This is a genomic window from Flavobacterium maritimum (assembly GCF_040049085.1).
In the GTDB taxonomy this organism is placed as follows: Bacteria; Bacteroidota; Bacteroidia; order Flavobacteriales; family Flavobacteriaceae; genus Flavobacterium; species Flavobacterium maritimum.
Genome location: NZ_JBDLZY010000001.1, coordinates 239335 through 263010, shown reverse-complemented (window position 1 = coordinate 263010; position 23676 = coordinate 239335). Strand labels below are relative to the sequence as shown.

At 36.0% G+C, this 23676-nt stretch carries 25 protein-coding genes and 1 tRNA gene; 14 read left to right on the top strand and 12 right to left on the bottom strand.

The window, feature by feature from the left end:
* Window positions 1-78: 78 nt before the first annotated feature.
* The 7 genes from ABEB23_RS01130 to idi all read right to left on the bottom strand — a co-directional run bounded on the left by ABEB23_RS01130 (window position 79) and on the right by idi (window position 5570).
* Window positions 79-2319: a tetratricopeptide repeat protein gene (locus ABEB23_RS01130; RefSeq protein ID WP_348810533.1), complete on the bottom strand. Its 2241-nt coding sequence runs from the start codon at window positions 2317-2319 to the stop codon at window positions 79-81.
* Window positions 2320-2551: 232 nt separating this feature from the next.
* A tRNA-Thr gene (locus ABEB23_RS01125) sits at window positions 2552-2625 on the bottom strand.
* 78 nt (window positions 2626-2703) lie between these two features.
* Window positions 2704-2970: a hypothetical protein gene (locus ABEB23_RS01120; protein ID WP_348810532.1), complete on the bottom strand. Its 267-nt coding sequence runs from the start codon at window positions 2968-2970 to the stop codon at window positions 2704-2706.
* Between the two features lie 67 nt (window positions 2971-3037).
* Window positions 3038-4000: a type I phosphomannose isomerase catalytic subunit gene (locus ABEB23_RS01115; protein ID WP_348810531.1), complete on the bottom strand. Its 963-nt coding sequence runs from the start codon at window positions 3998-4000 to the stop codon at window positions 3038-3040.
* A gap of 113 nt (window positions 4001-4113) precedes the next feature.
* Window positions 4114-4572, bottom strand: a complete 459-nt coding sequence (locus tag ABEB23_RS01110) for a peroxiredoxin (RefSeq protein WP_348810530.1) — start codon at window positions 4570-4572, stop codon at window positions 4114-4116.
* Window positions 4572-4982, bottom strand: coding sequence for a 6-pyruvoyl trahydropterin synthase family protein (locus ABEB23_RS01105; RefSeq protein ID WP_348810529.1), 411 nt, complete (start codon window positions 4980-4982; stop codon window positions 4572-4574). Before ABEB23_RS01105 ends, ABEB23_RS01110 begins: the two co-directional genes overlap by 1 nt.
* Window positions 4983-5042: 60 nt before the next feature.
* Window positions 5043-5570 (bottom strand): isopentenyl-diphosphate Delta-isomerase, encoded by a 528-nt coding sequence (gene idi, locus ABEB23_RS01100; RefSeq protein ID WP_348810528.1) that lies wholly within the window; start codon window positions 5568-5570, stop codon window positions 5043-5045.
* A 287-nt stretch (window positions 5571-5857) separates the two neighbouring features.
* On the opposite strand from idi, the gene msrB reads away from it, so the two are divergent.
* From msrB to ABEB23_RS01070, 6 genes are all read left to right on the top strand, one after another.
* The gene (msrB, locus tag ABEB23_RS01095; protein ID WP_348810527.1) at window positions 5858-6418 is read left to right on the top strand and encodes a peptide-methionine (R)-S-oxide reductase MsrB; all 561 of its coding nucleotides are present in this window, start codon (window positions 5858-5860) and stop codon (window positions 6416-6418) included.
* A gap of 1 nt (window position 6419) precedes the next feature.
* Window positions 6420-7046 carry a peptide-methionine (S)-S-oxide reductase MsrA gene (gene msrA / locus ABEB23_RS01090; RefSeq protein ID WP_348810526.1) on the top strand — a complete coding sequence of 209 codons (627 nt, stop codon included), beginning with the start codon at window positions 6420-6422 and terminating at the stop codon, window positions 7044-7046.
* A 143-nt stretch (window positions 7047-7189) separates the two neighbouring features.
* The gene (locus tag ABEB23_RS01085; protein ID WP_348810525.1) at window positions 7190-7402 is read left to right on the top strand and encodes an SHOCT domain-containing protein; all 213 of its coding nucleotides are present in this window, start codon (window positions 7190-7192) and stop codon (window positions 7400-7402) included.
* A 239-nt stretch (window positions 7403-7641) separates the two neighbouring features.
* Complete coding sequence (locus ABEB23_RS01080; RefSeq protein ID WP_348810524.1) at window positions 7642-8127, top strand: nuclear transport factor 2 family protein; 486 nt, start codon at window positions 7642-7644, stop codon at window positions 8125-8127.
* A 92-nt stretch (window positions 8128-8219) separates the two neighbouring features.
* Window positions 8220-9179, top strand: coding sequence for a quinone oxidoreductase family protein (locus tag ABEB23_RS01075; RefSeq protein WP_348810523.1), 960 nt, complete (start codon window positions 8220-8222; stop codon window positions 9177-9179).
* Between the two features lie 417 nt (window positions 9180-9596).
* Window positions 9597-9980 (top strand): cupin domain-containing protein, encoded by a 384-nt coding sequence (locus ABEB23_RS01070; protein WP_348810522.1) that lies wholly within the window; start codon window positions 9597-9599, stop codon window positions 9978-9980.
* A gap of 86 nt (window positions 9981-10066) precedes the next feature.
* Here the strand turns inward: ABEB23_RS01070 and ABEB23_RS01065 are convergent, their stop codons facing one another.
* On the bottom strand, window positions 10067-11629 hold the full coding sequence (locus ABEB23_RS01065) for an NAD(P)/FAD-dependent oxidoreductase (protein ID WP_348810521.1): 1563 nt from the start codon (window positions 11627-11629) through the stop codon (window positions 10067-10069).
* Between the two features lie 241 nt (window positions 11630-11870).
* Between ABEB23_RS01065 and ABEB23_RS01060 the strand changes: the two genes are divergently transcribed.
* Window positions 11871-12116, top strand: a complete 246-nt coding sequence (locus ABEB23_RS01060) for a hypothetical protein (protein WP_348810520.1) — start codon at window positions 11871-11873, stop codon at window positions 12114-12116.
* 77 nt (window positions 12117-12193) lie between these two features.
* On the opposite strand, the gene recQ is transcribed toward ABEB23_RS01060, so the two are convergent.
* The gene (gene recQ, locus ABEB23_RS01055) at window positions 12194-14389 is read right to left on the bottom strand and encodes a DNA helicase RecQ (RefSeq protein WP_348810519.1); all 2196 of its coding nucleotides are present in this window, start codon (window positions 14387-14389) and stop codon (window positions 12194-12196) included.
* An 85-nt stretch (window positions 14390-14474) separates the two neighbouring features.
* On the opposite strand from recQ, the gene ABEB23_RS01050 reads away from it, so the two are divergent.
* The 5 genes from ABEB23_RS01050 (at window position 14475) to ABEB23_RS01030 (ending at window position 17699) form a co-directional block, all read left to right on the top strand.
* Window positions 14475-15440: a KpsF/GutQ family sugar-phosphate isomerase gene (locus ABEB23_RS01050; protein ID WP_348810518.1), complete on the top strand. Its 966-nt coding sequence runs from the start codon at window positions 14475-14477 to the stop codon at window positions 15438-15440.
* Window positions 15440-16255: a twin-arginine translocase subunit TatC gene (gene tatC, locus ABEB23_RS01045; RefSeq protein WP_348810517.1), complete on the top strand. Its 816-nt coding sequence runs from the start codon at window positions 15440-15442 to the stop codon at window positions 16253-16255. Before ABEB23_RS01050 ends, tatC begins: the two co-directional genes overlap by 1 nt.
* Window positions 16248-16604 carry a carboxymuconolactone decarboxylase family protein gene (locus ABEB23_RS01040; protein WP_348810516.1) on the top strand — a complete coding sequence of 119 codons (357 nt, stop codon included), beginning with the start codon at window positions 16248-16250 and terminating at the stop codon, window positions 16602-16604. Before tatC ends, ABEB23_RS01040 begins: the two co-directional genes overlap by 8 nt.
* 109 nt (window positions 16605-16713) lie before the next feature.
* A complete protein-coding gene (gene lptB, locus ABEB23_RS01035) occupies window positions 16714-17454 on the top strand; it encodes an LPS export ABC transporter ATP-binding protein (protein WP_348810515.1) in 741 nt (246 codons plus the stop codon).
* Between the two features lie 17 nt (window positions 17455-17471).
* Complete coding sequence (locus ABEB23_RS01030; protein WP_348810514.1) at window positions 17472-17699, top strand: DUF5808 domain-containing protein; 228 nt, start codon at window positions 17472-17474, stop codon at window positions 17697-17699.
* Between the two features lie 233 nt (window positions 17700-17932).
* Here ABEB23_RS01030 and ABEB23_RS01025 read toward each other — a convergent pair whose 3' ends face one another.
* Together ABEB23_RS01025 and ABEB23_RS01020 are read right to left on the bottom strand one after the other, a co-directional pair.
* Window positions 17933-18796 carry a glycoside hydrolase family 25 protein gene (locus ABEB23_RS01025; protein WP_348810513.1) on the bottom strand — a complete coding sequence of 288 codons (864 nt, stop codon included), beginning with the start codon at window positions 18794-18796 and terminating at the stop codon, window positions 17933-17935.
* A 10-nt stretch (window positions 18797-18806) separates the two neighbouring features.
* The gene (locus ABEB23_RS01020) at window positions 18807-19517 is read right to left on the bottom strand and encodes a CDP-alcohol phosphatidyltransferase family protein (protein ID WP_348810512.1); all 711 of its coding nucleotides are present in this window, start codon (window positions 19515-19517) and stop codon (window positions 18807-18809) included.
* A gap of 189 nt (window positions 19518-19706) precedes the next feature.
* On the opposite strand from ABEB23_RS01020, the gene ABEB23_RS01015 reads away from it, so the two are divergent.
* Together ABEB23_RS01015 and ABEB23_RS01010 are read left to right on the top strand one after the other, a co-directional pair.
* Complete coding sequence (locus ABEB23_RS01015) at window positions 19707-20792, top strand: putative type IX sorting system protein PorV2 (RefSeq protein WP_498371351.1); 1086 nt, start codon at window positions 19707-19709, stop codon at window positions 20790-20792.
* A 194-nt stretch (window positions 20793-20986) separates the two neighbouring features.
* Window positions 20987-22132 carry a lipoprotein N-acyltransferase Lnb domain-containing protein gene (locus ABEB23_RS01010; RefSeq protein WP_348810511.1) on the top strand — a complete coding sequence of 382 codons (1146 nt, stop codon included), beginning with the start codon at window positions 20987-20989 and terminating at the stop codon, window positions 22130-22132.
* 43 nt (window positions 22133-22175) lie between these two features.
* Here ABEB23_RS01010 and ABEB23_RS01005 read toward each other — a convergent pair whose 3' ends face one another.
* Complete coding sequence (locus tag ABEB23_RS01005; protein ID WP_348810510.1) at window positions 22176-23570, bottom strand: exopolysaccharide biosynthesis polyprenyl glycosylphosphotransferase; 1395 nt, start codon at window positions 23568-23570, stop codon at window positions 22176-22178.
* Window positions 23571-23676 lie beyond the last annotated feature (106 nt).

Sequence of the window (23676 nt, the reverse complement as noted above, 5' to 3'; positions counted from 1 at the left end):
AAAACAAAAAGACCGTCAAATTTAATTTGACGGTCTTTTTGTTTTTACAATACACTGATAAAATTAATCTGATTAATTTTAACTTCCTGTATTGATATAGTACTCTATTTGCTTTCTCTCAGGAATCTGAGGAAACTTCTGAAGCAATAGCAACGCTATATTTTTTGCCTTAGGGTAATTCTTTTGTTGGGTATAAAACTCGAACAGAGCCATATAATACTCTGAATTACTTGGATATTGACTTACCAAACTGACAAAATAGCGTTCTGCCTTTTCTTTCTCTCCTGTATACGCATAGATTTTAGCCAGGTTAAGTACGATCCTTTCATTTTGGGCAATACCACTTTTAGCCTTTTCTAAATAGACGGCTGCTTTTTTATAATCTCCCGACTCTCCCAATAATAAACCTACAGCCTGAAATACTTGAAAATCATTCGGGTTCTTTTTTAAATAATTATCAAAAACAAGTATAGCTTCCGGAATTCTATTCGTTGCATTATACAAATAAGCCAAATTGATTTGTGCAGTAAACAATTGATTGTCTTGCTTAATCGCTTTTTTATAAAACTCTTCGGCTTTTTTATACTCTTTTACACTATGATAATAATCCGCCATCGTCAACTTAGCATCCGGAAAATCAATATTATAATTGATAATAGAAAGGTATTCCTTCAGCGATCTATCGTAGTCCTTTTTATATTCTTCGGAAACATACGATGGATTCCTTGACAGTTTCATCGCTGCATCAGAACGAATCGCTTTTACGGGATCTTTTAACAAGACCAAAAATTGGTTGGCATTTTCAGGCTCTACATTTGAATTATAAACACTTTGAAAACGCAATGCAGGATTCTTGTGATTCAAAAGCGAATTCAAAATAGCCTGACTCTGATCCGGATAATTTCTTTGTAATAAATCAATAGCTGTGATTCTGACAATCATCGCTGTTTTATTGTCAAAGATTATTTTTTTCAAGCCCTGAAGGCCTTCAATACCCATTTGACTGGATTGATGAAAAACCACACCATAATGCGAATTTTTGGGTTTTCCATACCAGGCGGATGTTTTACTGACTGCCCAATCAACCGATTGGTCCGTATGACACTGATTACAGGCGTTAGGAGAACCAATCGCTTTGGAAACATCCGGACGTGGTACCCTAAAACTGTGATCCCTTCTAAAATCACGTCCCATATAAAACTGTCCCGGCATGTGGCAATTCACGCATAAAGCCCCCTTAGATTCGTTTTTATGATGATGATGACTTTCTGTATTGTATTTTGATGTTTGGTGGCACTGAAGACATAATTTATTGCCTTCAAATTTCTTTTTAGCACTGTGCACATTGTGGCAATCATTACATTTTATTCCTTTTTGATACATTTTACTTTGCAAAAAAGAACCATAAATATAATCTTCTTCTTTAATTTGTCCGTCGTCATGGTAATTCGGAGAGGCAACTGTTGATGGAATCATTTGATCATAAATACTCTCTCCCGAATAATGGTAGTCTTCAAAAACACTGCGTCTGGAATGACATCTGGCACAATTATCAACAAAAGCAGCATTACTTTTAGGATTCAGATTCTTAACAAAACCAAGATTTGCGACCTCCTCTTCTTTATCTTTAGTCCATTCCAGATGTTTTGATGCCGGACCATGACAAGCCTCACAACTTACATTAATCTCACTCCAGGTCGTTTTATACACATCTTTCTTAAAATCGTAGTTCTTTTTTAAATTCGTAGAATGGCATTCTGCACACATCCCATTCCAGTTTTGAGATTGATTGGTCCAATGCAACCAATTTTCATGATTCACACTTTGTCCTTTATAAACCTCATCAGACATATAAAACCACTCTTTTTTGATGTCGTCCCATGTGAGTGCCAATGTTTGGAGTTTCCCCTTACCGATAGAAACTAAATACTGCTGAATTGGAGTAAATCCAAAAGTATATTTTATTTGATATTCTTTCATTTCCCCGTCTTCCCCATCTGTAGACACAAAAAAAGCGTTTCCCTTTTTGTACATTCTATGGGTCTGGCCATTTCTGTGCAATTCTTTATTATTAAAATCTCCCACTACAGATTTAGAATTGGCCACCATCATGGCTTTGGCGTGATGTGAATTTTTCCAGTCATTGTATTCGGCTTTGTGGCAATTAACGCAGGTTTTATTCCCTACAAAGCGTGCATGTTCTGAACCGGCATTAATCCCCTCAAAAGAGATATAATCGCCGTCTTTGGACTGATTACAACTAACGAGAAATAAAAGGATAAAAAAGTAACAAATACTATTTGACTTCACGCTATTCATTATTTTAGTTTAACAAATATAAGTAATGTCCATTTATTTACTTTTCCTTTTTTAACAATAAAAACCACCTAAAAGAATTTAGATGGTTTTTTATTAAAAGGCCGATAATAGCACTTGGCAGATTATTTTAGTTGTGATTTTGAAATTGATCCCTTTTGAAATTGATCCTATTTCAGAATTGGATATTTTTCAAACAAAAAACCACCTAATAAATTAGGTGGTTTTATTAAAGAGCCGGCGGAGGGACTCGAACCCACGACCTGCTGATTACAAATCAGCTGCTCTAGCCAACTGAGCTACGCTGGCGACTCATTACGGGTGCAAATATAAGCCTGATTTTTAATTTTCCAAAAAAAAATTAAACTTTTTTTGCTTTTTTTTTGACTACAATTCGTTGATTTTAGCAATCAATTGATTAGCAGTTTGTTCCAATTCAACATTGATTTGTTTGAAATGAGCTTTTTTATCTTCTACCTTTTTTGCGTTTACTTTTGTGATCAAAGAATCAAAAGCAGCGATAGCCTCGTCAATTAAAGCATTAGTTTCTGTTGTTGGTTTTCCTGATGTAGAAATTTCGAACAAGTAAACTGCTTCAATAATATCTCCTAAAACGTAGTTGATGTCTTTTTTTAAATTCTTAACGTTTGCCATTTTTATTTTTTTAAAATTTTAATTTTAATTGCGTCTGCAAAAGTACACATAATCTTTCTATTACCGACTATGAAATGTAAATTTCTAAAATTGAAGCTTTTCCGTTGAGAATGAAGGTATTCATAGCGGCAGGAATCAAAACAGTATCCCCTTTTTTGTATTGCAATTTTGAATCATTGTATTCCAATTCAAAAGCTCCTTCCACACACATATAAACTGTAAATGTATTTCCGGTTTTATTTACCACAAGTTCTCCTTCTAACGGAAGAAAGTTAGTGGTAAAATAAGGACAGTCCACAACAACATTCGATTGATTGGATACTTTATCGTATTTTTTATAGGTATCAACCTTATTGTAATTAATTGCTTCCAAAGCCAAGTCAATGTGTAATTCTCTTGTATTTCCCTGAGCATCGACACGGTCAAAATCATACAGGCGATAAGTTATATCAGAAGTTTGCTGAATCTCGGCGATAACCAGTCCAGCTCCAATGGCATGTACCGTTCCTGTTTCGAGAAAGAAAACATCACCTTCTTTTACTTTTATACTATCTAGAATAGAAAGTAAACTCTTATTCTTTAAATTTTCTAAATAAGCTTCCGGATTCGATTTTTCTTTAAAACCAACAATTATTCTTGCATCAGCATCCGCTTGCATAACATACCACATTTCCGTTTTCCCAAAAGAATTGTGACGTTTCTTCGCTAATTCATCATTCGGATGTACTTGAATAGATAAATCATCTCGGGCATCTAAATATTTAAAAAGTAACGGAAACTGTTTCCCAAATCGGGCATAAACAGCAGTTCCCAAAATTTCATTTGGATATTCATTAATGAGTGCCGTCAGTGATTGTCCTTTTAGCTCCCCGTTGGCAATAACACTCACATCGCCTTCCACAGTTGACAATTCCCAACTCTCACCGGTAATCTTTGAGGTTATTGGCTTATTGAGAATCGTTTTTAGTTTTTCACCTCCCCATATTCTTTCTTTAAGTATCGGGTCAAATTGTAACGGATAAAATTTCATTTCTTTATACTAATTTTTGAATTATAAGTTGGTCTTTAAGTAAGACTTGCATGAGAAGCCCTTTTGCAAATTAAAAACAAAACAAAGCTTCATTCTGATACTATTTTGTTAATCTACGATACTAATCTTTTAATAGCATCAATTGCCTTCGAAATATGTTTTGTAGCCGACATACTGTCAAAGACCATTTGAACAATTCCTTCTTTGTCGATTACATAAGTAACTCTTCCTGGAAGAAGTCCAAGCATATCAGAAGGAACACCAAATAATTTTCTGATTTTTTTATCCCCATCAGACAAAAGGATAAAAGGTAAATGGTATTGTTTGGCGAAATTATGATGCGACGAAACACTATCACTGCTAATGCCTATAACCTCTGCGCCCAGATCCTTAAAATCTTCATATTGATCTCGAAAACTACAGGCTTCTGTTGTGCATCCTGGTGTATTGTCTTTGGGATAAAAATAAATAACAAGCGGTTTTATACCCGCAACATCTCTGCTGTCAAAATCGTTCCCGTTGGCATCTTTGGCTTTAAAATCAGGAATTTTATCCCCTACACGCAAGGCCATTACGCTCCTTTATAGGTTACAAAATTACGAGGAGTTTCATAAAGAACGACTTCCAACTCGAATTCAGGTTTCACTCTTTTTCTGATTTTATTCCAAATCACAACAACAATATTTTCCGCCGTTGGATTCAAGTCCTGAAATTCCGGCACATCCAAATTGAGGTTTTTATGGTCAAATTCATTTTCCACCTCTTCCTTTATAATATCCGTCAGGAACTTTACATCCATAACATAACCAGTTTCCGGATCAATTTCACCGGTTACACTTACAATCAATTCATAATTGTGACCGTGAAAATTCGGATTATTACATTTACCGAAAATAGCATCATTTTTTTCAAAAGACCAATCCTTTCGATACAAACGATGAGCAGCATTAAAATGGGCTTTTCTGGATATGGTTACTTTCATAAGATTTTTGATTGTTGATTAACGTTTCTTGATTACTGAATTATTCTGAAATATGGATTTCTAAATCGTATGATCTTCAAGATAGTGATAAAATTCATCAAATATAATCTTAAACCAGACCGTGTAGATTTCTGGATGAATTTCCATATCACTTTTCACATCTTCAATTCGCATCCATTTCCAAGCTTCAACTTCTTCTGTATTGATTATTGGATTCTCTTCATAATACCCTATCATCACATGATCGAGTTCGTGTTCCGTCAAACCATTATCAAAAGGAGCTTTGTAGATAAAATGAAAAAGCTCTTTAAGCTCCGTTTCAAAACCCATTTCTTCAAATAATCTTCTGCTTCCCGCTTGAATGTTTGACTCCCCTTCTCTCTGGTGACTGCAACAGGTGTTGGTCCATAATAAAGGAGAATGGTATTTATGATGAGCTCGTTGTTGCAGCATGATTTCGTTTTTTTCGTTTAAAACAAAAACAGAAAAGGCACGATGCAAAACCGCTTTTTCATGTGCTTCGAGCTTCGGCATCAAACCTATTTGCTCATCATTTTGATTAACTAATATTACATTTTCTTCTAACATAGCAGTGTATTACTCGTCAAAAATACGAAAAAAGAACTGGTATTAATACCCTTTTTGAATTTGTGAAAAGTTTAACGAGCGTTGAATTTAGGAATGTTATAACTTTATATATCCGTACAGACTAATTGATAACCATTCATTTATTATTTAAAATTTCAAAAACCAAAAGAGGTATTTTGTCGTAAATGGAAGTATGATAAAATAAAATTAAATAATTATTCATTTGTAAACTACACGACATTTTACACTTTTGAATGGATGTAAATTTGTAGAATAAAATAAAAAACATGAAAACAAAAAAACAATTATTGAGCGTATTGCTGCTGTTGCCCCTATTTGTTTTTACAGCCTGTGGCCAAACGACCAGTACACAAAACAACACTAAAAAACCTGCTGTCATGAAAAATATCATTAGCAAACCCGAAAACCCATACTATTCCAATACCGACACCACCAAGCTTAATCTAACGGATGCCGAATGGAAAAAAGTATTGCCCGAAGACCTGTATGAAGTATCCAGACATGCTGATACCGAAAGACCTTTTACCGGAAAATATTGGAATACGGATGAAAAGGGGACTTATTATTGTGCCGCCTGTGGCAATAAGTTATTCCGTTCCGGAGCTAAATTTGCCAGTAACTGCGGTTGGCCCAGTTTTTTTGAACAAGACAATAAAAACAGTGTTGTATACAAAAATGACAATTCCTTTGGAATGGAAAGAATCGAGGCCCTTTGTGGCAGATGTGGAGGTCATTTAGGACACCTTTTTGACGATGGCCCGCAACCAACCGGAAAAAGATATTGCATGAATTCTATCGCACTTGACTTTATCCCTGATGCCAAATAACATGAAGAAACTATTTTTAATCGGTTTATTGACAACATTGAGTATGTCTGCACAGAACAACACCAGCACTAAAACCACAAAACAACCCAATCTGGAAACTATTACTCTTGCTGGCGGGTGCTATTGGTGTGTAGAAGCTGTTTATGAAAATCTAATGGGAGTAAAATCAGCAGTATCCGGTTATGCAGGAGGTAAAAAACCTAACCCAACTTATGAAGAGGTTTCTTCTGGAGCAACCGGCTATGCCGAAGCGGTACAAATAACCTATGATAAAACGGTGACGAATCTGGATGAGATTTTCAAGGTTTTCTTTACCGTTCACGATCCCACCACTCTGAATCGTCAAGGGGCTGATGTAGGAACACAATACCGATCAGCAATATTCTATAAAAATGAAGAACAAAAAAAAGCAGCTCAAGCTATTATCAATGCAATGAGAAAAGCAAAAATTTATGACAGTCCCATAGTAACCACATTAGAACCGTTGACTCAATTTTATAAAGCCGAAACCTACCATCAGAATTACTACGAAAACAATAAAAACCAACCCTATTGTCAAATGGTCATTCAACCTAAAATAGAGAAATTTGAAAAGCTTTTTAAAGACAGACTAAAAAAGAAAAAATAATTATTAATTCCGAAAAAACCGCTTGTTGAAATAAGCGGTTTTTTTGTGTATTTCAAAATAATATAATTACATTCTACTGATTTAACTAATTGAAATTCACAACTTTACATTTATTTTAATTTTAATTTTTAAACACAATAATCATGCATCACGGATATCATTATTGGGGAATGCATTTGCTATGGTGGCTATTTTGGATTATCATGATAATATGGATATTTGTAACACCCTATGATATTCCGGGTCAACGTAGAAAAGAAGACAGTCCATTGGATATTCTTAAAAAAAGATTTGCCAAAGGAGAAATTACAAAAGAGGAATATGAAGAAAAGAAGAAATTTCTTGATGAAAATTAAGGAATCTACAAACGATTAAATACATCGTTTAGACTTCATATCCTTAAATAGTATTAACCTGAGTTCGATTATTTTTTAATCATCAATCAAATGATTTTCCTGCAAGGTTTTTTTTACCTTGCAGGTATTTAAATCTAAAAAGTCATAGCTGTCAGGTTTTGGAAACCATGTAAGATGATACACACCTATAAAAACCAACACTTTAATTATCGAACTCCCGTTATTAAAATAAATGCTACATGAAACACCAACCATCTAAATTACCGTATTTTGTAAATCTAATTATCGTTCTTATTTTTTTTAATATAGGAACCGCCCAAGAAAAGAAAATAGCACCAACCTCTGCCGAACTACATAATGAAATAGAGCACATGGATTACATTATGTTTGAAGCTTTCAACAATCAAGATTTTGCAAAATTCAAATCTTTATTTACGGAAGATCTGGAATGGTTTCAGGATAATGGCGGCTTACTCTCTTACGAAACTGTTTTTACCAATTTCGAAAACATGTTTAAAAACGAAAACAAACTCACTCGAAAATTGGTTAAAGGAAGTCTGGAAGTCCATCCGATAAAAGATTATGGAGCTATTGAAATTGGTGTACACGAATTCCGACATATGGAAAATGGCAAAGAAGAAATTGGGACATTCAAATTTTTAATGATTTGGAAGAAAAAAGACAATCAATGGAAAATTTCCAGAGTGATAAGTTACGATCATTAAATTGACACACTCGTTTTGTTTTTATTTTTACCTCATGAAAACCGTTTTTTTAGTTCATTTATTTTCTTTCTTTGCATTCCAAAAATAAAATCATGAAAGCACTGACTTTTTCAGCCTTTGGCAATTCAGACGTCCTTGAATATAGAGACATTCCTACTCCAATAATAAAAGAAGGTGAACTATTGGTCGAAATGAAAGCCATCGGACTAAACTTTGCCGATGTCTACCGCCGAAAAGGAAATTATCATCTCAAAGGAAATCCTCCTTTCATCGCAGGCTATGAAGGTGCTGGAGTAGTCGTAGAGACAAACAACAATCCCAATTTTAAAATTGGTGACCGAATTGCATTTGCCGATGTCCCATTTTCCAATGCAGAATTGGTAGCTGTACCAATTTCAAATGCTATTCCGCTGCCTGAAAATATCAGTTTTGAAACTGCTGCAACAATTCTTTTGCAAGGATTGACAGCACACTATTTGGCAACCGACAGTCACAAAACAACAAAAGGAGAAACGGTGCTTGTCCATGCTTCGGCTGGTGGTGTAGGGCAATTTCTAACACAAATCAGTAAACTTTTGGGTGCCAGAGTTATTGGTTTGACGTCTTCTGCAGAAAAAGCAGAGGTTTCCATGCAAAATGGAGCCGATGCTGTTTTCTTGTATTCAGAGGATTGGAAATCAAAAGTTTTATCCTTTTGTCCAAATGGAGTGGATGTGGTTTACGATAGTATTGGCAGCACTTTGAATGATAGTTTTGAAGTAACCAAAATGTGTGGACAAGTGGTCTTTTTTGGCATGGCGGGCGGAGATCCCGATTTTGTAAATCCAAGAATGCTGATGGACACTTCCAAAACATTAACCGGAGGTGATTTATGGAGCTATCTGACTTCTAAAGAAGAACGCATCAAAAGAGCCCATCAATTGTTCGATTGGATCAATAATGGCGCTATCACAATCGCAAGCCCAACAATTTTTAAATTATCAGAAGGTAAAAAAGCACATGATTATTTAGAAAGCCGAAAAAGTACCGGAAAGATTATATTGATTCCTTAAACCCAAATTCTTTTTACAAAGCATTCACAATTATTTTATTACAAATAACTGAATTACAGTATTTTACACAACAAAAAGTTTTCAATTTAGACAATTGAAAGCTTTTTTTTCGTAATTTAGCCCTTCCCTAATGAAGCCATCAGATTAGCCCGCTACAGTTGATGTTCCGACAAGCATTTAAAGAATAATGCAAACGACCAACGAAAACGGATTGTCAAGAAGACTAACACTTATTGGCTATACCGGATAAAATCTGGAAATACTATTTTGTAAACTGGCAACTGCTAAAAAAGCTTCAAAAATTCTTAATTCTAAGTTTTTCAACCCCATTTTAAACACAAACGCATCAACATTCTATTTAAAAGTGAATCCTGTTAAGACTGCAAACCTTATGTTTAATTTATAAAATAAAATGCCATGAAAACAATCAAAATGATTTCAATGCTAACACTCATTGGATTATTCCTGCTACTGAGCCCGAGTACGTATGCCCAGGATCCCATGAAAGTTGGACCAAAAGTTTATAAAAAAGTTCTTTTAAACAATGAGAAAGTAAGAGTTATGTCGGTTGAATTTGCACCAGGAGTCGTAATGCCAATGCATAGCCACCCCCATCACACCATATATGTTTTAACTGGTGGAAAATTACAAATTACCGAAAAAGGAAAAGCTCCATCCATTGCCGATCTCAAAGCGGGAGACGTACTTTATTTTCCTCCGGTAACTCATACGGGGAAAAATATCGGGACCACTACTGTAAAATTGGTAGTAACCGAAATAAAACCGGAACAAAAAAAGTGATTTTGCATCCTGCAGTCGAAAGCCAAGTGCAAAAAGAACAAAGCAGCCTAATGGGCTGCTTCGTTGTTAAATAGTAAAAAGGCAAATTACTTCCTTAAGCGCTCACCAATTTTCAAAGCACATTTCTCTCCATCAATGGCAGCAGAAATAATACCTCCTGCATAACCCGCCCCTTCCCCACAAGGATACAAACCTTTTATTTGAAGGTGTTCCAAAGTTTCACTGTCTCTGGGAATACGTACCGGTGAAGAAGTTCTTGATTCGGGTGCATGAAGTATCGCTTCGTTGGTCAGATACCCTTTCATCGATTTACCGAATTCAGAAAAGCCTTCACGTAATATTTGAGTTAAAAATCCAGGAAAAACCTGCCCCATTTCAACCGAAGTCGTACCGGGCACATAAGATGTTTTGGGAATTTCGGAGGACACTTTATTTTGGGTAAAATCAATCATCCTTTGCGCGGGCACTTTTTGGGTCCTTCCAGCCAAATGCCATGCTTTTTGCTCGATACTTTTTTGGAATTCCATTCCGGCCAAAGCACCAAACTTAGCAAAAGGTTTAAAATCTTCCAGTTTCAATTCGATTACAATTCCTGAATTAGCCGTTGCCTGATCCCTTTTTGAGGGTGACCAACCATTGGTAACCACTTCTCCGGGGCTGGTGGCGCACGGTGCAATTACACCTCCGGGACACATACAAAATGAATACATACCTCTACCTCCCACTTGCTTCACAATAGAATAAGGAGCTGGTGGTAAAAACTCTCCACGATAATCACAACTGTACTGAATACTGTCAATTAAAGATTGCGGGTGTTCGGCTCTTACGCCCAACGCAAATGATTTGGCTTCGATAAGAACTTTTTTCCTGTCCAATAATTCAAAAATATCACGGGCAGAATGTCCAGTCGCCAAGATGATGTTGTTGGCATGAATTGTATCTCCTTTTTGGGTAACAACTCCCTGCACTTCATTATTTTTTATGAGAATATCAGTTAATCGGGTTTCAAATAAAACCTGACCACCGAATTCAATTATTTTCTCTCTAATATCCTGAATAATCTGAGGCAACTTATTGGTCCCGATATGCGGATGTGCTTCAACTAAAATATCCTCAGAAGCACCGAAAGCAACAAATAACTCTAAAATACGGGTGACATCACCACGTTTTTTGGAACGCGTATACAACTTCCCGTCAGAATAAGTTCCGGCACCGCCTTCACCAAAACAATAATTTGAATCTTCATTAACAATATGATCGAGATTGATTGCTTTCAAATCTCTCCTTCTTCCACGAACGTCCTTCCCGCGCTCAATAACGATAGGTTTCAAACCCAGCTCAATCAATTGCAAAGCTGCAAAAAGTCCGGCTGGACCCGCCCCTACAACAATTACTTCTTGAGCAGAGGATACATTTTTATAATCCGGAAGCTGAATTTTACGCTCTTGAAAAGGCTCTCCAACCAAATAAATCATCACTTTCAAATTGATTTTTATGGCTTTTTGACGCGCATCAATCGACCGCTTCAAAATAGAAACATGCTGAATTTCTTTTACGGAAACCTTAATTTGTTTGGCCAAATATTCTTTCAGTAATTGCTCTTTAGCAGCTACTTCCGGAGATACTTGTAATAGGAGTTCTTTTGGCATTTTTTAGATTGTTCGATTTTTTAGATCATTTTATTTTTTGAAATTCACAAAAATAATCTGGCTACAAAAGTAGTATTTTGTAATGAATACATCATATGGAATAGTAAATCCATTTTCAAATTAGCAAAGGAACTTATTTTCAAATCAGACTTTGTACCTTTGTCGCTTCAAAACAGTTCAACAATTATCGATTTATCCGATTAAAGAATTAACCGGCTAAACAGTTAAACCACATAAAAAAATGTCCAGAAAAATAAAATTGATTTGGGATTTCCGTGGACCGGCCTCTGCTAAGACAGCAGAACACCACGAAATTCATTTGAAAGAATATATTACAATTGAGAAACTTTCGATAACCATTACCGGATTTGAAGTTTTTGACGAAATGTACGCGATTGCTTACATGGTGGTAACTGACGAAAATATGATTCAGGTACGTGATGCTTTGAAACCGCATCGAGGGGAGTTATTTGAGTCGAAAGTTTAAAAATCATAAAGTCGAAAGTCAATTACGTAACATTTTTACTTTATGACTTTCGACTTTATGACTTTAAGACTTATTTTTTAATTAGCTACTTCGCTAATGAATTTGATACGCATCAAACGCAATTCGTCGATATCATATTCACCATCAAATTCCTTAAGGGCGTCTTCAATTTTATCCGATTCTGATTCCATAAAATAATCATGAATCTCTTCTTGCTGTTCATCATCCAAAAGTTCGTCTACCCAATATTTGATATTTAACTTCGTTCCGGAATAAACGATTTGTTCCATTTCTTTGATCAAATCATCCATCTTCATCCCTTTTGCGGAAGCGATATCCTCGAGTGATAATTTTCTGTCTATATTTTGAATGATATATAACTTATTGGCCGAATTCACTCCAGTGGATTTTACGACCAAATCATCCGGACGAATAATATCGTTATCAGTCACATAACGACCGATTAACTCTAAGAATTCTTTTCCGTATTTTTTGGCTTTACCTTCTCCAACACCATGGATATTAATCAATTCTTCTTGAGACACTGGATATTTCAGAGCCATATCCTCAAGCGAAGGATCCTGAAAAACCACAAAAGGAGGAACTCCCAATTTCTTGGCTACTTTTTTACGCAATTCTCGCAACATTCCCATCAAAACTTCATCAGCAGTCCCGGATGATTTCGATGCTGTTACAATTGCTTCATCTTCACTTTCATTATACTCATGATCTTCTGACATCATAAAAGAAGTTGGTTTTTTGATAAAATCCAATCCTTTTTTAGTGACTTTAACAATACCATAGGTTTCAATATCTTTCGATAAAAAGCCCGCTACCAATACTTGACGAAGCAAAGCCATCCAATATTTTTCATCATGCTCAGCACCACATCCAAAAAAGGACTGTGTATCTGTTCTATGCGCTTTTATGACTGCATTAACTCGACCAATCAAGGTAAAAACAATCTCTTTTGATTTGTACAAATGCTTCGTATCTCTAACCACTTGCAATAGTTTTACCACTTCATCTTTGGCTTCCACTTTCGTTTTTGGATTACGAACATTATCATCCATATCAGCGCCCTCGCCATTCACCTCATCAAATTCTTCACCGAAATAATGCAGTAAAAACTTTCTCCTCGACATAGAAGTTTCGGCATACGCCACAACCTCCTGCAATAAGGCAAATCCAATTTCCTGCTCGGCTACTGGTTTGCCAGACATGAATTTCTCCAGTTTTTCCACATCTTTATACGAATAATAGGCCAAACAATGTCCTTCTCCTCCATCACGTCCAGCACGACCAGTCTCCTGATAATAGCTTTCCAATGACTTAGGAATATCGTGATGAATTACAAAACGAACATCCGGCTTATCGATTCCCATTCCAAAAGCAATGGTAGCCACCACTACATCCACATCTTCCATAAGAAACATATCCTGATGTTTGGCACGCGTTTTAGCATCTAATCCTGCATGATAAGGAACGGCACTGATTCCATTGACCTGTAAAACTTCGGCGATAGCCTCCACCTTTTTACGGCTCAGGCAATAGATGATTCCTGATTTACCTTTGTGCTGTTTTATAAAACGGATAATATCCGATTCGATATTCTTGGTTTTAGTACGTACTTCATAATACAGATTCGGCCTGTTAAAAGAAGCTTTAAAAGTTTTAGCATCAGACATATCCAAGTTTTTCAGGATATCTTCCTGCACTTTTGGAGTCGCTGTAGCGGTTAATCCTATAATGGGAACGCTCCCCAACTGTTTAATGATGTGTCTTAAGTTTCTGTATTCCGGTCTGAAATCATGCCCCCATTCGGAGATACAATGCGCCTCATCAATAGCCACAAAAGAAATGGGTACTGACTGCAGAAAAGCAACATATTCTTCTTTGGTTAACGATTCCGGAGCAACATAAAGCAATTTAGTCAAGCCGGAAGTAATATCCTTCTTCACTTGGGCAATCTCTGTTTTGGTAAGGGATGAGTTTAAAACGTGGGCTATGCCATTTTCAGAAGAAAGACTTCGAATAGCATCAACTTGATTTTTCATCAGGGCTATCAAAGGAGAAACAACAATTGCAGTTCCTTCCTGTACTAAAGCGGGTAATTGGTAACAAAGGGATTTACCGCCTCCTGTCGGCATAATCACAAACGTATTTTGTTTGCTAAGGATACTTTTAATTACTTCTTCCTGTAAACCCTTAAATTGGCTGAAACCAAAATACTTCTTTAATTCTTTGTGTATATCAATTTCGTTTGAATTCATTCTTTATTATATGGTATTTTGTATAAATTTGCATCACATAAAGATACAACTTTCTTTTACACTTACAAATTTTAACCATTCTGTTTTGATAACTAAAGAAAATATATTGGCCAGCGCCAAAAAAACTATTTTATCCGAAAGCAATGCTATTGCTAAACTCACAGATTTTCTGGATGAAAATTTCATAGAAGCAACACAGGCAATCTACAATTCAAAAGGCAGATTAGTGGTTACCGGAATAGGAAAAAGCGCCATCATTGCACAAAAAATGGTCGCCTCTTTTAATTCAACCGGAACACCTTCTCTGTTTCTTCATGCTTCTGAAGCCATTCATGGTGACCTGGGAATGATTCAAAACGAAGATGTAATTATTTGTATTTCAAAAAGCGGTAACAGTCCCGAAATAAAAGTTTTGGTTCCTCTTTTGAAACGTTTTGGAAATACATTAATCGGTATCACAGGAAACATGACCTCATTTTTGGCCAAAGGATCTGATTTTGTTTTGAATACTACTGTAGAAGCAGAAGCCTGTCCAAATAACCTTGCCCCAACAAACAGTACTACAGCTCAATTAGTTATGGGCGATGCCCTTGCTGTTTGCCTGATGGAAATGCGCGATTTTAAAGCAGAGGATTTTGCTGTATATCACCCGGGAGGTGCTTTAGGTAAAAAATTATTACTTCGTGTCAAAGACATGTTGGAACATTCCTTGAAACCAATGGTTGCTCCGGATGCTCCAATCAAAAAAGTAATTTTTGAAATTTCCGAAAAACGATTGGGAGTTACAGCTGTTGTAGAAGATAACAAAGTAGTTGGAATTATTACTGACGGTGACATTCGACGAATGCTCAACGACAGAGATACTTTTGCTGATTTAACCGCTAAAGACATTATGACTAAAAACCCAAAAATGACATCATCCAACGCTATGGTAGTAGATGCATTTAATATTATGGAGGATTTCTCCATCACACAATTAGTTGTTGTAGACGAGATGGAATACAAAGGCGTGCTACATTTACATGACATTCTAAAAGAAGGAATTGTATAATGGCTAAGAAAAACTTAAACGAAATGTCTTTTTTAGATCATCTTGAAGAATTAAGATGGTTATTGGTCCGTAGCACGATTGCTATTTTAATCATGGCTACAGTTACTTTTTTTATAAGTGATTACATATTTGACGTAATCATCTTTGGACCTACCAAAGCTGATTTTATTACCTACCGCTATTTTTGTGATTTGTCACATCAATTGGGTTTTGCTGACAGTATTTGCGTAACCGAAATGCCTTTTATTATCCAAAATACGGATATGGAAGGACAGGTGAACATCTTAATCTGGACCTGTATAACCGCAGGCTTCATACTCGGTTTTCCCATTATATTATGGGAAGTATGGAAATTCATCAGTCCGGCTTTGTATGAAAAAGAAAGAAAACATGCCAAACTTTTTATTTTTGTATCCTCACTATTATTCTTTTTTGGCGTTTTATTCGGTTATTTTGTAATCGTACCCATGTCGGTTAACTTTTTTGCCACTTTCAAAGTAAGTGATGTTGTCAAGAACCAATTCAGTATTGATTCTTACATCGGAATGGTAAAAACAAGTGTAATCGCTTGTGGATTGTTTTTCGAATTACCCATTATTATTTATTTCTTGACGAAATTAGGTTTGGTTACACCAACCTTTTTAAGAAAATATTGGAAATATGCTGTAATTATCATCCTTATTGTAGCCGCTATTGTCACACCTCCTGACGTAGTGAGCCAGATAATTGTTGCCTTACCTATGTTATTAATCTACGAAGCAAGTATCTTTATTTCGGTACTTGTCGTAAAAAACCAAAAGAAAGTAAATGGCTGATATCATTCAAGAATTCAATGAATACCGTTCTAAAATGAACGAAAAATTATTGGCAGACAATAATAAAATTGTAAAGCGAATTTTCAACTTAGACACCAATGCATATGCTGCGGGAGCACTTGACGTGAAAACCAAAGAACTCTTGGGCTTGGTAGCATCTGCCGTTTTACGCTGTGATGATTGCGTAAAATACCATCTGGAAACCAGTCACAAAGAAGGCGTGACCAAAGAAGAAATGATGGAAGCAATGGGAATTGCAACGCTTGTGGGAGGTACAATTGTTGTCCCTCATTTGCGCAGAGCCTATGAATTCTGGGAAGCACTGGAAGAAAACGCAGAAACTAAATAATTGTTAAGAAGTGGAATCGTTTAACTGTTTATTCGTTTATTTGCCGCGATTAAACAGTTAAACGATTCCACCTTTAAACGGTTAAACAATCAACGATAAATTACAAAAAATGAAATTAAGAGCCGATAATCTTATAAAAACCTATAAAGGACGAAGCGTTGTAAAAGGCATTTCGGTAGAAGTGAACCAAGGAGAAATCGTAGGACTTTTGGGTCCCAACGGTGCCGGAAAAACCACTTCTTTTTATATGATTGTTGGATTGGTAAAACCCAACGCAGGTAATATTTATCTGGATGATTTGGACATTACCGATTACCCAATGTACAAAAGAGCCCAACATGGTATTGGCTATTTGGCACAAGAAGCCTCTGTTTTCAGAAAACTTAGCATAGAAGACAACATCCTGAGTGTTCTTCAATTAACCAAACTATCCAAAGCCGAACAAGAAGCGAAAATGGAAAGTCTGATTGATGAATTCAGTTTACAGCACATTCGCACCAACCGTGGCGATTTGCTGTCGGGAGGAGAACGTCGTCGTACCGAAATTGCACGCTGTCTGGCTACCGACCCAAAATTTATTCTTCTGGACGAACCATTTGCAGGTGTTGACCCTGTTGCCGTTGAGGATATTCAACGCATTGTGGCGCAATTAAAAAATAAAAATATCGGAATTCTTATTACCGACCACAATGTACAAGAAACCTTAGCGATTACCGATAAAACCTACCTGATGTTTGAAGGAGGAATTCTAAAAGCTGGAATTCCCGAAGAATTGGTAGAAGATGAAATGGTACGTCGCGTTTACTTGGGACAAAACTTCGAATTGAGAAAGAAAAAATTAGAGTTTTAAACCTCTAAAAGTTTAAAATGGAACACCAGAAACCAAGCCCGGAAACATTAGAGAGATGGCGTAAGGATCCAAACAATTGGGTGTATGGCTTTTTTTATTACAACCCTGAAGACAAGCGGATTCTACCTCCAAAAAGAACGCCTTGGATGGGATGGACAGTAAACTTTGCCAATAGAAACTCTGTCTTGTTTTTTGTTTTCCTTACTCTTTTTTTGGCTATAATAACCTTCATTCTGAAAAAATAGTCAGTTTACAAAAACAGTCTGATTTCGGCTAAAGCCAATAAATTATTCCTTCAAAACACCTTTGGCTAAAGCCAAAAGAAATTCATTCAAAACCATAATAGACACTTTTTAAAACAGTATTTCCAAAGAGATTAAAAGGTTTAAATCTTGAAATCTCATGTTTTGTTTAGCTATCTAACACTGATTACTGAGACTGAAAACTACCACTAAAAACTGCGACTGAGACTGAAAACTTACTCCACAGTAATAAAACGCAACTGCTCCAAATCCCCATTATAAATATTAATATCTACCTTGGTTGTTATTCCCGGCACCTTCGCTTTTTCGGTAAATTGCCAAAACAGCCAATCCCCGTCAATTTCTTCCCTGTAAAAATTATAATTAGCGATCCAAAAAAGGTAATCACTAAATTCTTCTTTTAGAAAATCATCATAATATTTCTCACCGGTATAGATTATAGGCTTTACTTTATAATGCGCTTCCACTTTGTTGAGCCAGCGTTTCAATCCTACTTTAAGACTGTCTATAGATTGATTTCTCGGAAGTTTTTCAATATCTAAAACTGGAGGTAAATCGCCTTTCTGAAGTCGTACTGTTTGAATAAATAGTTCCGCTTGCTCGATGGAATTTTCATTAGGACGGTAATAATGATACGCTCCTCGTATCATCTTATTGTCTTTGGCGCCAAGCCAGTTCCTTTTAAATCGATGATCAACTCTATCTTTCCCCACTGTCGCGCGAATGAATACAAAATCCAAGGGGTATTTTTGTTCCAAAGTATCGACATAAGACCAGCTGATTTTTTCCTGGTATTCAGAAACATCCAAGCCAATTGATTTACCCTCATGCTTTTCTAAAACCTGAAAATTCCGAATATCCGAAAAACGTTTGGATTCGGCCGCATCACTCAATACCTTATCCGATTTAAAACTAAAATAATATGCTAAACCTTCACGATAATGGTAAAGCAATCCAAAAAAAAGGAGAACAAAAAAAATAACACTCAGATAACGAAGCAATTTCCCTGTAAAAAAAGAAGATTTCGTTTTGGACTTACGGGCATAAGTCGTTCTAGGTCGGGTACTTTTTCTTTTCATTCAACAAAAACTACTTTTTCAAAAAGGTATTGTTTACCACTGAAAGTAAGACATAAAAAATAATAACCATTGGAATTCCCAAATATTGAAAGAAAACCAAAAACAAAACAGATAGCGTGAGAAAGACAATCTGAAGAGCATTGTCCTTGAAATTAAATTTCTTGATTTTTAGTGAAAATAGCGGAATCTCAGCATTCAGAATATAAGCACTCAGTAAAGAGATTACCAATAAAACTCCATAATTAGTCAGGATTTCAAGAACAATTAATGAATCCGAATATTCCAAAACCAAAGGCAAACTCAAAATAAAAAGTGCATTCGCAGGCGTTGGCAAACCTATAAACGAATCGGTCTGACGGGTATCGATATTAAAATTCGCCAAACGATAGCAGGAACCCAAAGTAATCAGAAAACCCAGATAAGGTAAAATTTCTTTGGAAGATTCACTGATTTGACTATTTGACATTAAATAAAACATCCCTAATCCCGGCACCACGCCGCTGGTAACCATATCAGCCAATGAATCCAATTGCAAACCCAGAGGACTGGATACTTTAAACAATCTTGCAAAAAAACCATCAAAGAAATCTAAAAAAATACCGAGACTGACAAAATAGAAGGCCATTTCAAAATTCATCTTCACCACAAAAACCACTGCGATACAACCACAAAAAAGATTCAATAAAGTAATGATATTCGGAATGTGTTTTTTTATATTCATGTTAATTTGAATTTAGAGGTCATGGTGGGCAAATTTACTATAATAAGTTCAAGAGAACTGCGTTTTCAATAGAGATTTTTCACCAACACTGCTACTTTTACATTATTTACCCTAAGTAAGAAATAAGCTCGGTAAAAAATTATATTTTTGGTAAAAAATAAGCCCCTTTTGGTTTGCAAAATAATCCTTTTGAAAAAAACTTTCTTTTTCTTATTCCTTTTGACCGGCACCCTTTTTTATGGCCAGACCGTCAGAAAATACTCGAATGAGTTTATGAATATTGGTGTGGATGCCGCTGCATTGGGTATGGCCAATACGGTTGTTGCTTCAACAATGGATGTCAATTCGGGTTATTGGAATCCCGCGGGACTGACACAGCTCGAAGATCATCAGGTCGCTTTAATGCACGCCAACTATTTTGCCAATATTGCCCAATACGATTATTTAGCCTACGCCAGCCCCATAGACGACCAAAGCGCTTGGGGAATCTCGCTGATCCGTTTTGGTGTAGATGATATTTTAAATACGACCGAATTAATTGACAGCGAAGGGAATATCGATTACAACCGAATCAGTCTTTTTTCAACTGCCGATTATGGTTTTACTTTTTCCTATGCCCGAAAATTACCTGTTCCTGGATTTCAGTATGGTGTCAATGCCAAAGTGATTCGACGTATTATTGGAGACTTTGCCAATTCTTGGGGATTTGGTTTTGACGTCGGATTACAATTCGAAAGAAACGATTGGCAATTTGGGATAATGCTCCGGGATATAACCACCACCTATAATGTTTGGAGTATCGATGAAGAAGAATACCAAAAAATCGCCAATACCATTCCCGGAGAAAATCAGGAATTACCGGAGAGCATTGAGATTACCGCTCCAAAAGCACAACTGGGAATAGCTAAAAAATTTATCATTCATTATGATTACAGTCTTTTGGCTGCAGCCAATATGAACATGCGGTTCGCTGAAACTAATGATCTTATCTCGACCGATTTTGTGAGTATCGATCCCGCCTTAGGACTGGAATTCGGTTATACCGATTTGGTTTTCGTCCGAGCAGGGGTTGGTAATTTCCAGGATATTCGACAAATTGAAGGGTTTGATCTCGACATCGTAGGCAAAGTTTCATTCCAACCCAATATCGGATTGGGTTTTAAATACAAAGGCATTCAGATTGATTATGCCCTGACTGATTTGGGAAACCAAAGTACAGCCTTATATTCGAATATTTTTTCGGTAAAAGTAGATTTGGGACAGTTTAGAAATTAATGTAACAATCACGAATCTTTTTTATTTATCGTGAATTTTTTTATTGGTATCAAAAAACTTTGAAAGACTCTTTGTTCACTTTGAGTATCTTTGCAAAACAATATCGACAAAGAGTACTTGAAAACAAAAATTTCATTTTATAATGATAATGGATTTCAAAAAATGACACTCTTTATATTTTTAACAGCAAACGAATGAGCACTTCTTTAGCAAAAAAAATTTTCTTTTTTATAATTCTGTTTTCAACGATACAACACAGTTTCGGCCAAGACATTCAAAATATCCAATTATCAAAAAATGCCCGTATCAGTGTGATAACCTGCGGCACCGGAAATGAATCCTATTCCCTGTTCGGACATACAGCTGTTCGGGTAAACGATCCGGCTAATTACATAGATATAGTTTACAATTATGGTGCCTTTGATTTTGGTACCCCTAATTTTGTGTTGAAGTTTATAAAAGGAGACTTACAGTATTTTGCCGTAGCGCATTCTTATGCCGATTTTATAAATGATTACACCTACGACAGAAGATCGGTGTACGAACAGGAACTGCAAATTCCGGACACACTCAAGCAGAAATTGTTTGAGAATCTGAACAAAGCCTTACAATTGGAAAATCGCTATTACACCTATAAATTTATAGATAAAAACTGTACTTCAATGGTCGTTGATGTCATTAACAAAACATTGGATACGGTTGCCATAGTAAAAAACACTGATACCGAAATCACCTATCGCACCATTCTGTATCCTTATTTTGACAATCATTTTTATGAAAAGCTAGGAACCAGCATCATTTTTGGAACAAAAGTCGATGGTTTGGGCACGCAGATCTTTTTACCATTCGAATTGCAGAAAAGCTTAAAAACTGTTTCTTTTCAGAATCATCCGCTGGTCAAAGAAAACAAAACCATTATTGAATTCGAGAAAGAAATCCCTGTTTCCTGGTGGAACAATTGGTATACCTATATCCTTCTTCTTGGGGGCATCCTTGTCATCAATAAAAGAAGCATTGATGTGTTCTATCTTGGAACACTATCCCTTTTAGGTTTGTTTTTTATCTTCACTGGTTTTTACTCGTTCCATAAAGAACTGGCATACAATTATAATATTTTGTTATTCAATCCTACTTTACTGGCTTTACTCTATTTTCATTTTACAAAAAACAAAAAATGGATGAACAATCTGACGCTATTTAATCTGGCCTCTATATTCGTTTACCTGATTATTTTAATCAATAAAGCCCATTTGTTAGTGGTACTGCCTATGGTGGTAACTAGCGGTGTCGTTTTGACAAAAATACTAATGAAGCATCGACAAGTTCCAGTACAGTCCTAAAAGTTATGAAAAAATCTCTCTGCTGTCAGAAAAAGAAAATGACTTACTGCCCTCTATAAAACAAAACAGTGGTAATTGTTTTAAACATAATGTTTAAATCCAGATAAATGCTTCGATGTTTGATGTAATACAGGTCGTATTGCAGTTTTATAAGGCTGTCATCGATGGTTCCCCCATACGAATAATTGACCTGTGCCCAGCCGGTAAGTCCCGGTTTAATAACGTGTCGGGTTTCGTAAAAAGGCATTATTTTCGCAATTTCATCAACAAAAACAGGCCTTTCGGGACGTGGACCAATAATAGCCATTTCTCCCTTTAATACGTTTACAAATTGCGGAAATTCATCAATTCTGGTTTTCCTCAGAAACTTGCCAAATGCGGTAACTCTGGAATCATTATGTGTAGTGAAAACAGCTCCATTAGTTTCTGCATTGATGATCATAGTCCTTAATTTCAAAATTTCAAAAACCACTCCGTCTTTTCCCACCCGTTCCTGAGTATAGAACAAACTTCCTCTGTTTCCTATCGCATTACCAATCAGCAGAAAAGGAAGACTGACAATTCCAAGAGACAGCCCTAGTAATGAAGCACCAATTTCTAACAATCTTACGGTCAATAAATACAGCTTATTGTTATTGCTTCTGCTAAATGGAAAAAAACGATAAAAATCACGGGCTATGTACTGCACCGGAATTCGCTGGGTTTTGCTTTCATAGACCTGTGTGTATTCCCGAATAATGTTTCCCGATTCTAACAAATAAAGTAATTGATGGTACAAATCCACCGTTATTCCTTCAGTTTTCTGGGAAGCAACAACAATTTCAGCAATACTGTTTTCTTTCACAAAAGAAATCAGATCATCCCTTTTAATATGCTGCACATAATGGTATTCCGAATCTCCTGCACCATTAGAATCCGAGTTCACATAGGCTACAATTCTATAATGGGGGTCAATGTTTTCCAACCCTAAAATAAGTTCCTCTACCTGTTCTTTATCACAAATCAACACTGCGCTTTGTAAAAACCGATTGGATGCCAAAAACATTACATAGACCATCCTCCATAAAAGCAGTGCCAAAAATACCGCTAAATAAAAGTAGACTAATTGCAGTCTGTTAGAGGGCAACACAGGAGAATAAAAAGGGGTTAACAAATACACCAATACCGTCGTGGAAGCCGTGAGCAGAACACTCTTTACCGCCTGAAACTGATTGCTGGCCACTTGGAGATCATACATTTCAAAAATAGTCCCAAACGCATTCAGATACACTGCCAATACCAAGATCCAATAATAATTGGTAACTGAAAAAGAAAAATAAGTAAATCCTGAAAAACAGCCTAACAAGTACAAAGCAGTCAGAACAAAAACACCGTCAAAAAAACGCAGAATAAGTTTTCTTTCTGATATTTCAAAATGTATTTTGTTGGCAACAGACATTTGGCTATTTTATGTTTGGTGCTGCAATTTAGTAATTTAGTTTAGAATACAATACCGTACTTTTCCTAAAAAGAATTTAACCATTTGATACAGAAAGAATATCCTC